At 59.1% G+C, this 12,955-nt stretch carries 12 protein-coding genes; 6 read left to right on the top strand and 6 right to left on the bottom strand.

All coding sequences use genetic code 11. The features are described 5' to 3' along the window. Positions 1-236 precede the first annotated feature (236 nt). The 6 genes from OXE05_08835 (at position 237) to OXE05_08810 (ending at position 5,813) form a co-directional block, all read left to right on the top strand. Positions 237-1,010: a glucose 1-dehydrogenase gene (locus tag OXE05_08835; protein MCY4437419.1), complete on the top strand. Its 774-nt coding sequence runs from the start codon at positions 237-239 to the stop codon at positions 1,008-1,010. A 759-nt stretch (positions 1,011-1,769) separates the two neighbouring features. Beyond that, the gene (gene mtaB / locus OXE05_08830) at positions 1,770-3,182 is read left to right on the top strand and encodes a tRNA (N(6)-L-threonylcarbamoyladenosine(37)-C(2))-methylthiotransferase MtaB (GenBank protein MCY4437418.1); all 1,413 of its coding nucleotides are present in this window, start codon (positions 1,770-1,772) and stop codon (positions 3,180-3,182) included. 180 nt (positions 3,183-3,362) lie between these two features. Continuing rightward, complete coding sequence (locus OXE05_08825) at positions 3,363-3,704, top strand: histidine triad nucleotide-binding protein (protein MCY4437417.1); 342 nt, start codon at positions 3,363-3,365, stop codon at positions 3,702-3,704. A 144-nt stretch (positions 3,705-3,848) separates the two neighbouring features. Next, positions 3,849-4,193, top strand: a complete 345-nt coding sequence (locus OXE05_08820; protein MCY4437416.1) for an XdhC family protein — start codon at positions 3,849-3,851, stop codon at positions 4,191-4,193. Positions 4,194-4,394: 201 nt separating this feature from the next. Continuing rightward, the gene (locus OXE05_08815) at positions 4,395-5,258 is read left to right on the top strand and encodes an XdhC/CoxI family protein (protein MCY4437415.1); all 864 of its coding nucleotides are present in this window, start codon (positions 4,395-4,397) and stop codon (positions 5,256-5,258) included. 135 nt (positions 5,259-5,393) lie between these two features. Next, on the top strand, positions 5,394-5,813 hold the full coding sequence (locus OXE05_08810) for a cupredoxin domain-containing protein (protein ID MCY4437414.1): 420 nt from the start codon (positions 5,394-5,396) through the stop codon (positions 5,811-5,813). A 120-nt stretch (positions 5,814-5,933) separates the two neighbouring features. Here the strand turns inward: OXE05_08810 and OXE05_08805 are convergent, their stop codons facing one another. The 6 genes from OXE05_08805 to grpE all read right to left on the bottom strand — a co-directional run bounded on the left by OXE05_08805 (position 5,934) and on the right by grpE (position 12,516). Continuing rightward, the gene (locus tag OXE05_08805) at positions 5,934-8,063 is read right to left on the bottom strand and encodes an alkaline phosphatase family protein (protein MCY4437413.1); all 2,130 of its coding nucleotides are present in this window, start codon (positions 8,061-8,063) and stop codon (positions 5,934-5,936) included. Positions 8,064-8,227: 164 nt separating this feature from the next. After that, entirely contained in the window at positions 8,228-9,145 is a 918-nt protein-coding gene (gene prmA / locus OXE05_08800; protein MCY4437412.1) for a 50S ribosomal protein L11 methyltransferase, read from the bottom strand. A 27-nt stretch (positions 9,146-9,172) separates the two neighbouring features. Beyond that, on the bottom strand, positions 9,173-9,721 hold the full coding sequence (locus tag OXE05_08795; protein MCY4437411.1) for a hypothetical protein: 549 nt from the start codon (positions 9,719-9,721) through the stop codon (positions 9,173-9,175). 8 nt (positions 9,722-9,729) lie between these two features. Continuing rightward, positions 9,730-10,626: a site-specific DNA-methyltransferase gene (locus OXE05_08790; GenBank protein MCY4437410.1), complete on the bottom strand. Its 897-nt coding sequence runs from the start codon at positions 10,624-10,626 to the stop codon at positions 9,730-9,732. Beyond that, positions 10,623-11,744, bottom strand: coding sequence for a molecular chaperone DnaJ (gene dnaJ / locus OXE05_08785; GenBank protein MCY4437409.1), 1,122 nt, complete (start codon positions 11,742-11,744; stop codon positions 10,623-10,625). Before dnaJ ends, OXE05_08790 begins: the two co-directional genes overlap by 4 nt. Positions 11,745-11,769: 25 nt before the next feature. Next, positions 11,770-12,516, bottom strand: coding sequence for a nucleotide exchange factor GrpE (gene grpE / locus OXE05_08780; protein MCY4437408.1), 747 nt, complete (start codon positions 12,514-12,516; stop codon positions 11,770-11,772). Positions 12,517-12,955: the final 439 nt, after the last annotated feature.

Genomic DNA, 12,955 nt, shown 5'->3' with positions numbered 1-12,955 from the left:
TGGTCATTGTGTACTGTACGAATCGGCATTTCAACTGACCACCTTGCTCGCGGTGGTGTTCTCCTAAGGCGCCAAGAAGCGGGGGACAAGCCCCCGCGCTACGGCTTGTAACGAGGCTTAATCTTGCACCGGCAAGAGGTCGCTACCGTCTTCCGACCGGGAGGGATGAGCACCCGTCGGGACCTGCCTGCAAAGCGATGAGAATGCGACTGACACCTAATGGAGAGGAAACGAGGATGCGGTTACAAGATAAAGTTGCTATCGTCACCGGTGCCGCGGCCGGCCTGGGAGCGGCCTATGCCCACGCCATCGCGCGCGAGGGCGGCCGCGTGGTTGTCGTCGACGTGGCAGATTGCGAAGGCACGGCACGGGCGATCCGAGCGCGGGGCCACCAGGCCTTGGCAGTGCACACAGACCTGACAGTTGAGCGAGCCGTGCAACAGATGGTGGAACAGGTGGTGGCGGAGTACGGTCGGATCGACATCCTCGTCAACAACGCGGGCGGAGCGGGACAGCGCCCCGCGTCCGCAGATATAGACAAGATCGATCGCGAGCACTGGGACGAGATCATGGCAATCAACCTCACCGCCACCATGCTCTGCATGAAGCACGTTACGCCGCACATGCAACGCCAACGAAGCGGCAAAATCGTGAACGTCTCCTCCCGCGCCGCCCGCGGCACGGCGTGGTTCGGGCAGGTTACGCCGGAATACATCTGCGCCAAGATTGGCGTCATCGGGCTGACGCGCCAGGTCGCCAAGGACCTCGGGCCTTTCGGCATCAACGTGAATTGTCTCGTGCCGAGCTTTACCGTGAGCGGCCCGGCGCTGCAGGCCGCCTGGGACAACATGACGGACGAAGAGCAGTCGCGCATGATCGAGGCCACACCGCTACGACGTTTGCCTGATCCGGAAGAGTTAGCCAGCGTGGTGGTCTTTCTCGTGAGCGATGAATCCAGCTACGTCACCGGCGCTTGTTTGGACGTCAATGGCGGGTCGCTCATGACGTAGACCGCTCGGAGGCGATCCTCGGCAGCAGGACAGGTGTGTTGAGCATGTGTTGTACGGGCACCCAGACGCAAACATCACGCCCGTGAGAACGGGATGACGCAGCGGTCACTCACGTGCTGGCCGGGCATGAGCGTGAGTCCCGAGAGTAGGGACCGCTGAGCGCCTAGCCCCGATGGCGTGCCCTGCTCAATGTACGCGCCCCCCCCCCCCCATACGCACGCCGTAGCGCGGGGGCTTGTCCCCCGCTCTTTGCAGGATATGCGTCCCGAGTGCGACACGAGGTCGACGGTAGGTCTGGGCGACGGTGGCGGACGCAGGTTGCGATCCTGCGCTACCGGGCAAGCGGATTGCTCCCCGCCCTATTCACTGGGGCGATCGAGGCGGTGGCATTGGGGCTTGTCCCCCGCTTTTTGCAGGATATTCGTCGCGAGCGCGACACGAGGTAGGCGGTAGGTCTGGGCGACGGCGGCGGACGCAGGTTGCAAACCTGCGCTACCGGGCGAGCTGATTACGCCCCGCGCTATTCACTGTGGCGTTCGAGGCGGCAGCATTGGGGCTTGTCCCCCGCTTCTTGCCGGAGTCCCGCCCCGAGCGCGACACGAGGTAGGCCATGTCTCCGGGGGCGACACCCGGACGCAGGTTGCAAACCTGCGCTACCGGGCAAGCTGACGCTGATGATGCCGCGTTATTCACTGCAGCGGTCAAGGGGGCAGAGTGGTGTGGTATAAGTAGGAGGTGCGATGAACAGCGTGATTGTTTGTGAATCTAACGCAACGCTTTGATGGCTACCAACACTTTGCACGGGCCGAAACGATGTCAGTCGCTTTCGTAGAACAACAGCAAGAAGCACCCGCACAGAGAGAAGAGGGCGCGCCCCGCTGTGCTGTGCTTACGCTTGGTTGCAAGGTGAACCAGGCGGAATCGGAGGAGATACGCGAGCGATTCGTGCAAGCCGGCTTCAACCCAGTGGCATTTGGCGAACCGGCTGAAGTAAACGTGGTGAATACCTGCACGGTGACCCACGTGGCCGACCGCAAGTCGCGCCAGATGATCCGCCGTGCCCAGAGTGCCAGCCCACACGGCGTTTTGGTGGTCACGGGATGTTATGCGGCGGTTTCCCCCGAAGAAGCGGCGAGCGTGGCGCCGGACGCTTTCGTGATCCAGCGAGACCGGCAGGAAGAGTTGGTCGACATTGTCACTGGGGCACTACGGGAGCGCGGAGTTTCAGTGCCCGAGCCGCTCTCACCGGAAGAACTGGCCTATGCGGCTCTGTTGCAGCCAAGAACAAATCGGACCCGCAGCCGGGTATTCGTCAAAGTCCAGGACGGCTGCTGGCACGCCTGCGCGTACTGCATTGTGCCGCGAGCGCGCGGCCGCTCGGTGTCGCGGCCCGCATCTGAGATTGTCCGGCGTGTACAAGACCTCCATGCGCAAGGCGTAGCGGAAGCGGTGCTCACAGGTGTATGTATTGGCGACTATGAGGACCCCGCATCTGGATGCAGCTTGACGACTCTCATCCATCGCCTGCTCGCTGAGACAGAAATCCCACGAATCCGTATCAGTTCGATCAATCCGATGCACTTCGATTTCAGTTTCTTGGATCTGTTCGCGCATCCCCGCGTCTGCCGGCATATGCACCTCCCGCTCCAAAGTGGCAGTCCGGCTGTTTTGAAACGCATGAATCGGCGTCACACGCTGGACGAGTATCGGGAAATCGTGCGGCGCGCGCGCGAGGTTTGCCCTGAGCTTGCACTTACGACCGATGTGCTCGTGGGCTTTCCCGGCGAAACGGAGGAGCTATTTGGCGAAACTGCTGCGTTTGTCGAGGAGATGGGATATGCCGATTTGCACGTCTTCCCCTATTCGGTGCGGCCTCGTACCAGCGCGGCGCACTTTGACGGGCATGTGCCGTTCGGTACGCGCAAGCGGCGGGTGCAAACACTCCTGGCAAAGGTACCTGCACTGCGCCAGGCGTATGCTGCGCGCTTCCTCGGCACTGCGCTGGACGTTGTGTGGGAGGAAGAATCCGAAGGACTCTGGCGCGGATGCGCCGATAACTACCTGCGCGTGTACGTCAAGAGTGATACGATTGCTGCAGGCACATTGAGTACAGTGCGGCTCTTGAAACCACACATGGACGGTGTGCTCGGAGAAATGGCGGCCGGGACGTAGTTTAGGACACCGGATTGGTCCTTCGTCGCATTCGATTCCGTCCCAATACATGGAGAGAAAGGGACCTCAACGAAAACAGGCTGCACGTTTGCAGACTGAGACCGAAGTGCCTTGAGGAATCCCGGCGGGTAGGCCTACCTGGCAGGCGCGTGTGTCGATCGCAGCAAAGCGAGGTGACAGATGGACTGCATTTTCTGTGGCATTGTAGATCGGAGCTTGCCGACGGAGCTCATATACGAAGGTGAGCAGATCGTGGCGTTTCGCGACATCACGCCGCAAGCGCCAACGCACGTGCTCATTGTGCCGCGTGAGCATGTTGAATCGGTTGCCGATCTCAATGAAACGCACACGGCGGTGCTTGGTGAGATGTTCCTCGCTGCGAATGCCATCGCGCGGCAGGAGGGAATCGGCGAATCCGGCTACCGGCTTGTGTTCAACTGCGGTCGCGCGGCAGGGCAGTCCGTGGACCACCTTCACCTACATCTCTTGGGCGGCCGCAAGCTCGGCTGGCCGCCGGGTTGAGACGCGAGACGATTCATTGGCGCGCGCAAGACCATTTGCAGGTGCATGGCGCGACATGTCCCCGCCGCGGCGCTCTCGCTTTGACCGGCCCTAAGGGCTTCACTATCATTGAAAACAGTCTAAGAGACAGGAGTAGAGCGGCGCATGCGCACAGTCTATGACGACGTCGTTATGCGGTTAGAGCAAGCGGAGTGCCTGGCTGTTGCCACCGTAATACAAACACGCGGCTCCACGCCGCAGAAGGTGGGCGCCAAGCTCCTGGTGCAAGAGGACGGCCGCACGCAGGGCACCATCGGGGGTGGCTGCGTTGAGGCGGAAGTATGGAAAGAAGCTACGGCGGCGCTACGAGAGAGAGCTTCACGGGTTGTAGAGGTAGACTTGAATGACGACGTCATGGGTGATGTCTGCGGCGGGACTCTCACGGTGTTTATTGACGTGTGGCAGCCGGAGACTACGTCTGTGGACGGTGCGCACGGCAGTGGGGAGTAGCCGGTCTCACAACCGGTAGCCGTCCTCCTATGCCAGTGAATGCCTGATTCCGGTCACTTGGGCCGATTCCATGTGAAAACCGGCGAGTTGTCGCAATTCACATGCGATTGTTCACTGTGTATTTCATGTTCCCGGCTTAGGCTGCCAAGAAGAAACTCCAATTATGGCGAGATATCCCATGCATGTACAGCGAGTGCGCCGATGCTAACCCTGGCACGGCATGTGGCCGAGATACTCAGGCGCCGCGAATCGGCGGTTATGGTCACCCTGGTGAATGCGCGAGGCGTTGGCCCTGGCATGGCGCCGGGCGCAAAGCTCCTCGTCACTGCAGACGAGCGGGCTCACGGCACATTGGGTTCCGCAATGCTAGACAGAGTTGCGCGCGAACAGGCCGTGAACGTAGTCGAGGAGGGCGTGCCACGGCTCGAACACTACATGCCGGATGGAACGCCGGCGCCACGTCGCAGCCGCACTTTTGTGCAATTACTATTCGAACCCCTCTTACCACCTGACCGGCTCCTTGTGATTGGCGCCGGTCACATTGCCGTTCCGCTGCATGAAATCGGCAAGATCTTGGGCTTTGAAGTCATGGTAGTGGACGACCGCGCGGACTTTGCCACGAGTGAACGCTTTCCCCATGCCGACGAGGTATTCTGTATTCCGTTCAATACAATGACGTCGCATGTGGCAATTGACCGATCGACCTATCTGGTGCTCGTGACCCGTGCGCATGAGCACGACGAAGAAGTGCTCAGTCAGGTTGTCGATTCGCCGGCGCCCTACATTGGCATGATTGGGAGCAGGCGGCGCGTAATCACCGTCTATCGGCGGCTACTCGAGGAAGGCGTGACGTCCGAACAATTGGCGCGTGTCTATGCGCCGGTTGGGCTCGATATCAACGCGCGGACGCCGCAGGAAATCGCCGTGGCCGTCATGGCGGAGATTGTTAGCGTTAAACGGCACGGCAAGGGCAATCACGCGGCGCTGCGTGAACTGCCGCGCTCGCTCCGGACCGTGACGGCTGCGGCGCAGCCACCCGTGTCTCTACCGGAGTCCCAACTTTAGACGGATGAAGGGATGCAGAATCTTACGCAAAATGATACTCTATGGTGCAACAGACGTACTGGACATAGGCGTGCCTGCCGTGGTGGTATGGCGTGCAGTGGATGCGGCAGAATTTAAAGAGACGTGGAGGGTTTCATGAGAATAGCGGCAAGCATTTTGCTTGTATTGGTGTTAATTGGCTTGAGCGCGTGCCGCATCGGCCCGACGGCGTCAGACAGGCCGTTGGATGAGCAAGCGATGTTGGGCGAACTTCAGGTCGAAGAGTTGGAACCATACGATGTCGTCGTTACCATCGATGCTGAGGGCGTATCACCATCTGCAATTGCCGTGCCGCGCGGGCCGGTACACCTTGTGATTGAGAATAAGGCGCAACAGTCACGGACATTCACGATCAGTGGGGAAGAGATGGAAGAACAGACTGCTTCAATCTCCGCGGGGCAAAATTACACGATGGAACTGATTCTGCCGCCGGGGATATATGAGTTCACGGTGACCGGCGGCAGCGGCGGAACTCTGCGTGGCGTGATTACGGCAAATATTCCCAACTCCATCTAGACTGTTTGAGCTAGGTAGGATTCCTCTTGGTATAGCCGACTACAGAAGAGCGATGCGAAGGAGCAGGAATGAAGAGGGGCGGGCATGTTCATGCCCGCCCCTCTTCACTCTAATATTGCTTCAGTCTTTGCGTTCGTAGCCCGGCATGAAGCCTTCGAACATGTCGCGCTTTTGTGTCCACACGCGATCCCCCCAGCCGTCCACTTGCGTACCCCACTCCCAAGCCGGCAGGTCGTCGGCGCGGTCGGCGGTGGGCGCGATGCCTTCCAGAAAGTCGCGTGGCAGCGCACCTTGGCACTGCGCAGGCGGTTCGAAGCCGAGCAGATGGCTCACGAGCGGCACGACGCTTGTGAGATGTACGTAGCCCAGTCGGTCGACCGGACGCTGATAGCCGCTTTTCAGGCCGGGCCCATGCGCCAGCAAGAATGCCAAATTGGAGGAGAGCGCCGTGCGGGCGGTGGGCAGGTACGGCCCGTGGTGCGCGCCGTATTCTGCGGGCTTGAAGACGTAGGGGTCTTGCCCCTCCGCTTCACCGCCGGGGTAGCCGCTCACAAAGCCGTCCTCCATGGCATAGACTATGTCGCCGCACTGGTCCCCCCAACAGCCAAAGAGCGCAGCATGATACTTGGGGAGCGCTACCGCTACCGGGCATTGTCCGGTCTCTGCATCCACCCACGAGCGCAGCAGCGTGATGACTTCGCGTTGAATGCGCAGGTACTCATCCGACCCTTCCGCCGCATTGATGAAGAGTTCGTAGTTGCGCACGGGTGTGATGAATACCTTGGTTCGCGCCATGTCGATCTTGGCAAAGTCTTCATTGGGGTCGAAGTGCGCCACCGGCTCTTTGTAGGCCAGGTAGCCGTTATCGTGGAGCAGGCGCGGTATGTCGGTAGCCCGGAATTGGGGAATGGCAGCGTGGTCGGAAACCACCATTACGGCGACTTCATCGGAGACGGCAGTGTCTTCCGGTGCACTTTCCAAGAGCGTGCCAAAGAGGCGGTCGGCTACTTTGTATGACTCGCGGTAGGCACGCCAGCCTTCCGCGGCGTTTTCTTCCCGGTAGCCGGGACAGGCAGGATCGACGAGCGGCAGGAAGATGTGGTTGATGTAATCGAAGATGTGGATGTGGGTGTAGAGCAGCGCGTAGTCTTGCTCCTCAAGCAGGTACTTGCCCACGCGTGCGATCCATTGGCACTGGTACTCAATCTCTTCGATGCAGGTGTCCAGATCGGCAATACCCCAGACGTACGGAAAAACCGAGGCGTGTTCCAGATACGGGCCAAAGCGCTCGACCAGTTCGGCGCTCAAGTCAGCCGGCTCGCAGAAGTCGTCTACATGCATGACCTGGGAACGGTAGAGCAGAAGACGACTTGCGTCCGGTGCAATTTCGATGGCTTTGCAGCGAAAGGCCGCCGGCTGTTCTGTGCCCTCGACTATGAAGGAGCGATAGATCCAGTCACTCCATGCGCCGGCACGGGTGCGTCCGAGTTCTGTTTGGCAGTTGCGTTCTGCGCAGATAGCGATCGTGTCGTAACCTGCGCCATGCGTGTCGAGGACGAGACCCCAGAGGGTCTGATTCTCACCGTCGCGCTTCGTGATGATTTCAATTGGGAATTCCAATGGCGCCTTGCCCCCTGCTGCCTGCTCCGGCAGGTTAGCCCAGGTGCCGTCTTCCAATGAGGGCTGAGTGGCCGTATCCAGCAGTGAAGCTTGGACGCTCCCGGCAGTATCTGTCGCTGCACGTGCCGGTTGCAAGCTGATACGCGTGCTATTGGTGACGCTTTTCAGATTTGTGTACCCCCAAGCGGGCGTGACTTCAAACGGCGTGGTGCCGTAGCTGGGATGGCCGAAGCCGTCGATGACGTGGGCGAGAGGCGCTTGGCTGGGCGACGCCGCCGGATAGTGAATCGCGACGCTCTTGAGGTCGGCTTTGGCGGCCGCTTCGAAGACGTTCTCGGCTGCTACCGCCGAGCGCACGAAGGCGGAAAGCGTCTGCTCCTCATGTCGTGGCGTGGGAAGATTGAGGAACCAACGCGACACACTGTGCGTGCCGGTGTGCGCGCCTGTGGCAAGGGTCGTCCAATTGGTGGGCGTCCATACCGGCATGGATGGGTAGGCCTCACCGACAATGCCGGCATCCGCCAGCTTCTTGAGGTTCGGCAGCAATCCCTCAGCGGCGAATCGCTCGTACATGGGCAGCATCATGCCGTCCAGGCCAATGACGTAGACGCGCTTCGTTTGCTCCGTCATCGAGTTTCACTCCTTCTATGGCAGGTTCTCTGATTGGTCCTAGTTTTGTCTGCAGCGTAGATTACTAAGGGTTTCCCATTTGGAGAGTAGCACAAGCAAAGCATCCCTATTGCACCGCTCGCGGGCGCTCGGCACTGGCGGCAACTATCGGGAGAGCCTTGCCCTTATGAAGACAGACTCACTTCGAGCAGCACCCAGTCGCCGGATTCTCTGCGGTTGCGCAGGTCAAACCCTACCGCGTCGAAGGCTGCGATCACATCATTAGCCTTCTGGTCAATGATGCCACTGGCGAGAAGGCGCCCGTGCGGTGCAACTACAGCATGCAGCGCCGGAGCCAACGAGATGAGCGTTTGCGCGGTAATGTTGGCGAGCACAATGTCATAGACGGGCGAAGTACCGGAAATCGGAAGGGTTCCTTCTATCACAGTGATGGCGCCGGCGAGACCCGCCTGTGCCACGTTATCGCGGGCGGCGGCCACGGCGACGGAGTCCGTATCGAGCGCCTCAACGGCCGCCGCGCCGAGCATGGCAGCGGCGATGGCCAAGATGCTTGAGCCTGTGCCCACGTCGAGGACTCTCTTCCCTGCTACCGGCAGCTGTTCCAGCGCTTCCAGACAGAGCTGGGTGGTGGGATGCGTGCCGGTGCCAAAGGCCATGCCGGGATCGAGTGCAATCACTATTTCACCCGGCTGAGGATCGTAGTCTTGCCAGCGCGGCTTCACGACCAGGCGCTCGCCGACGTGGAGCACGGTATAGAACTGCTTCCAAGCATTGGCCCAGTCTTCTTCCGCAACCCATTGCGTCTCCAGTCTTCCGACCAAATCGCCGTGGAAAGCATGCAAATGCCAGAGGTCTCTTTCCAGTCCGTCGCGCCGGGAAGGCAGGGCAACGGTATCAGGGAGATAGCTCGTTAGAGTCAGCCAGGCTCCGACCGGACGCGGATCGTGGTCGACGGTCTCTTGCTCGTGCTCTTGAAAGATGGCAACGCCGCCCTCGCCCCACTTGTGCAGCAGCGCCGCCACGGTCTCTGCCGCCTCCTGATGCGCCCGCACGGAGAGTTCCAGCCAGCGCTTCTTAGTCATCCCCGAGGCACTTGACTTGGAATTGATCTATCGAAAGGTCTGTAGGATGCCAAACGCATCCGCTAGTTTGCCACCACACCGTTGCAACCACGGTTCTTGAGAATCTGGAATGACATGTAGCCAAAACGTGTCGCCACCTTCCTGACCTCGGTGTTGCGGTCGGTGACCGATAACATGTTGTAGCAGAGTAGGTTTGGAGATCACCCAACAATGGGCAGTGAAGGGCGACAAACCAAGACAGATGGCATACTCGTAATCTTGGTCCCGAAACTGCTGAAATACGTACCTGCCGCTCTTCCATAGTCTAGAGTACTTGATTTCAACTCGCTTTTCTTCGATTATGCGATCTGCTTCAGCGTCCGGGCTTCTCAATACATTGAGGTCTTTAGCGGCACACCAACCTGCCACAAGCTGCTCGCCAATCTTGCCAACCTGCCTTGATGGTCTCTCTCTTATCCAGCTGAACGGACTGCCCCGCCATGCTTCCTCTTCCTCGGGATCAAAATAGTCTTCACGTAAGCTTTGTGCTATAGACGCGAGTAGCTTGACATTTGGGTCGTCAATCTGTCGGCGCATAGGGCTAACTACCTTTGCGAAGCTTGATAGTCAAATAGCGAGAGTTCCTGTGGATGCGCAACATGCGGTGTTAGGTCATAGTTTATGAATTCTGCCTTGCACTTGGAGAGGCGCTTTACCATGATTTCTAGAGCTTCAGGGTTGCTATCAACCAATACAAATGATCGGCCATTCTCATGAGCTGCCTCGCCTGTCGTACCGCTGCCGGCAAAAAAGTCGAGCACCGTTTCGCCCGGATTAGAAGATGCTTTGACTATGCGTCGCAGTATGCCGAGCGGCTTCTGCGTGGGGTAGCCGGTGCGCTCCTTGCTGTTGGTCGGCACAATGGTATGCCACCAGACATCGGTAGGTAGTTTTCCGCGCGCAGCCTTCTCCGGTCCCACAAGACCCGGCGCCATGTAGGGAATACGGTCAATGGCTTCGACATTGAAGATGTAATCGTCCGGGTTCTTGACATAGACCAAGATGTTATCGTGTTTCGGGGGCCATTTGCGCTTGGTGCGTCCACCGTAGTCGTAGGCCCAAATCACCTCGTTGAGGAAGCACTCTCTACCAAAGATGTGGTCGAGCAATATCTTGCAGTAGTGGACTTCGCGGTAATCAATGTGAAAGTAAAACGTACCATTAGACGTAAGAAGACGATGAGCCTCTCGTAAGCGCGGTTCCAAGAATTCCATGAAGTCGTCGAAGTAATCTGCATAGGACTGGCTACCCACGCGGATCGTGCGGTAACGTTTTCCTTTGAATCCCACCCGGTCCCCGGACTCATCCGGTATAGTGCGTAAACGAGTGTAGTTTCGCTCCTTTCCCGTGTTGAAGGGAGGATCAATGTAGATCAGAGAAAATGAGCTATCGGGAAGCTGTTTGAGAATGGGCAGATTATCGCCGAACCAGACTTGGTTCACCCTAGTGCGTCCTTCATCTTATCGAAGAAGCCTTTGTCATCATGCGGGCCTGCGTTGTGGCCGAATGTCTTTGACAACGCGTGAAGGAGTTCCTTCTGTTCCGCCGACAACCGCTGAGGAATATCAACGTGCACGTGCACGTGCTGGTCGCCCCGGCCGCCGCCGTTCAGGTGGGGTACACCGCGTCTGCGCAGCGTAAATACAGAGCCGGATTGGGTGCCGGGGGGAATATCCAGGCTTTCGTCGCCTTCCAAAGTAGGTACTTTGACCGTGTGGCCCAGAGCGGCCTGCGCAAAGTTGACGCGGTAGTCGACGTGGATGTCGTCGTCTTCACGCGCAAAGCGCTCGTCCGGCCGCACGTTTACGAAGACATAGAGGTCGCCGCGGGGGCCGTTCCTCGGCCCGGCTTCGCCCTGGCCGCCAAGACGAATGCGCAGCCCCGAATCCACGCCGGCTGGGATTTTGACGGAGATCGTACGGTTTTGCTTGGTGCGCCCGCTGCCCGTGCAGGTGCCGCAGCGCACGGTGGGCACTCTGCCCTCGCCACCACAGCGGGAGCATGTGGCAACCGTGGTGAACTGACCGAAGAAGTTCGACTGCATGCGACGGACTTGGCCCTGGCCTTTACAGGCCGAACAGGTGACTATTTTGCTCCCGGAATCCGCCCCACTGCCGGAACAGTCCGTGCAAGCCTCCAGGCGGGATACTTCGATGTCTTTCTCTACGCCAAACACTGCTTCCGCAAAATCGAGTGTCAAATCCATGCGCAGGTCTGTGCCGGTTTCCGGACCGGAACGTGCGGAGGGACGCGCGCCGGCACCAAAGAATGCCTCGAAGATGTCGCCGATGCCGCCCATGTCCGCAGGGTCAACGCCCCGTGGCATGCCGCCGGAACGCCCGTTGCTGTGGCCGAAGAGGTCGTAGGCACGCCGCTTCTGAGGGTCGCGCAACGTCTCATAGGCCTCATTGATGTCTTTGAAGCGCGTCTCGGCATCTGCGTCTTTGTTCACGTCGGGATGGTACTGCCGGGCAAGTTTGCGGAAGGCTTGTTTGACCTCCGCCTCAGATGCGTTGCGGCTCACGCCCAGTGTTTCGTAATAGTCGGCTTTCGTGCTCATGTAGTCTCAGTTCACCCATTCAGGCCTAGGTCTGGTCAGTTTCGGCAGCCGACTGTGCATCGGAAGCAGAACCCGCCTCCGCTACATCACCATCTTCATCCTCTTGCTCAGCCGCATCATCTGCGCTCGGTGGCGGTCCTACCTTGACGAGGCTGGGACGCAAGACGCGATCGTACATGACGTACCCCTTCTGCAGCTCTTCGAGCACGACCACCTCGCCGTCGTCGTCCTCGCCCTCGCGGAGCACTACCTCGTGATAGTTGGGGTCGAACGGCTTGTCCTGCGTGTCAATGGGCTGCAGACCGCGTTTTTCAAGGACATTTCGCGCCATCTGATGGACAAGGTCAACGCCCTGCAACCACGAAAAGAAGCGAAGTTCGCGGGGGATCGTGTCCAATGCACGTTCAAAGTTATCGAGAATGGGCAGAAACTCCGCTACCAGAAGAGCGGTGCCAAATTTTGCCTGCTCTTCTTGCTCCTGCTGTGTGCGCCGCCGAAAGTTGGCGAAATCGGCCCGCGCGCGGGCCAGAGATTCACGCACTTGCTGCAGCTCTTCCTCTTTCGCCGCAAGCGCTTCATTGGCGGCAGCCACCGCGGTCTCAAGGTCTTTCAATTGACGCTCGGCAGAGACTGCCGGGTCGGGCGCATCCTCCGCAGCGTCGGCGGCTCCGGTTTGCGTCACGCCACTGGGTTCTTCGTCATGTGCAGCAGATGTTCCTGCCGCTTCTCTAGCTGCTTTCTTCTTGGTTTCACTCGCCTCTTTACGTGCCATTAATCCTATCCTGCCAACGTGCAACCTGCCACAAATTATGGGTGGGCTAGTACTCTCCACACTCCTAGTATACTCAATAGGAGAGATTAGGGCAGGGACCCCGTTGGCGTGCTATGAAACACGGCTGACACTCTACAGGCAGGACATTTTGGATGAAAAGCAGGCCGAAGGAGAGAAGGTTAGCTGCTCGCTTCATGTCGTTTGACGATTCGTCGTCGGGTACTTCCCATCCTTCCACTCCTGGTAAGTCTCCGATTGACCGAATTGATCCGCCAGTTTCGCCAGCTTTAGCCCTTTAATTCGGTCGCCAACTAGGGTGTGTCGTCAAAGTAAGGTAGTGGTGGTAAGCTGAGGTAGTAACCAATGTAGCAGGATGGGAGCTATGTCAGCAACAGCCGCAGCGCCGGCGCACCGCCGCCACGATATTTCCGACCGGGCG

The organism is Chloroflexota bacterium (assembly GCA_026710945.1).
Taxonomy (GTDB): Bacteria; Chloroflexota; UBA11872; order VXOZ01; family VXOZ01; genus VXOZ01.
Note: the sequence above shows the minus strand (reverse complement) of the source record. Positions and strands in the feature narration are given on the sequence as shown.

Excerpts from the sequence above, each read along its gene's own strand:
- OXE05_08835 (MCY4437419.1), top strand. The coding sequence starts at position 237 with ATGCGGTTACAAGATAAAGTTGCTATCGTCACCGGTGCCGCGGCCGGC.
- OXE05_08825 (MCY4437417.1), top strand. The coding sequence starts at position 3,363 with ATGGACTGCATTTTCTGTGGCATTGTAGATCGGAGCTTGCCGACGGAG.
- OXE05_08820 (MCY4437416.1), top strand. The coding sequence starts at position 3,849 with ATGCGCACAGTCTATGACGACGTCGTTATGCGGTTAGAGCAAGCGGAG.
- OXE05_08815 (MCY4437415.1), top strand. The coding sequence starts at position 4,395 with ATGCTAACCCTGGCACGGCATGTGGCCGAGATACTCAGGCGCCGCGAA.
- OXE05_08810 (MCY4437414.1), top strand. The coding sequence starts at position 5,394 with ATGAGAATAGCGGCAAGCATTTTGCTTGTATTGGTGTTAATTGGCTTG.
- OXE05_08805 (MCY4437413.1), bottom strand. The coding sequence starts at position 8,063 with ATGACGGAGCAAACGAAGCGCGTCTACGTCATTGGCCTGGACGGCATG.
- prmA (MCY4437412.1), bottom strand. The coding sequence starts at position 9,145 with ATGACTAAGAAGCGCTGGCTGGAACTCTCCGTGCGGGCGCATCAGGAG.
- OXE05_08795 (MCY4437411.1), bottom strand. The coding sequence starts at position 9,721 with ATGCGCCGACAGATTGACGACCCAAATGTCAAGCTACTCGCGTCTATA.
- dnaJ (MCY4437409.1), bottom strand. The coding sequence starts at position 11,744 with ATGAGCACGAAAGCCGACTATTACGAAACACTGGGCGTGAGCCGCAAC.
- grpE (MCY4437408.1), bottom strand. The coding sequence starts at position 12,516 with ATGGCACGTAAAGAGGCGAGTGAAACCAAGAAGAAAGCAGCTAGAGAA.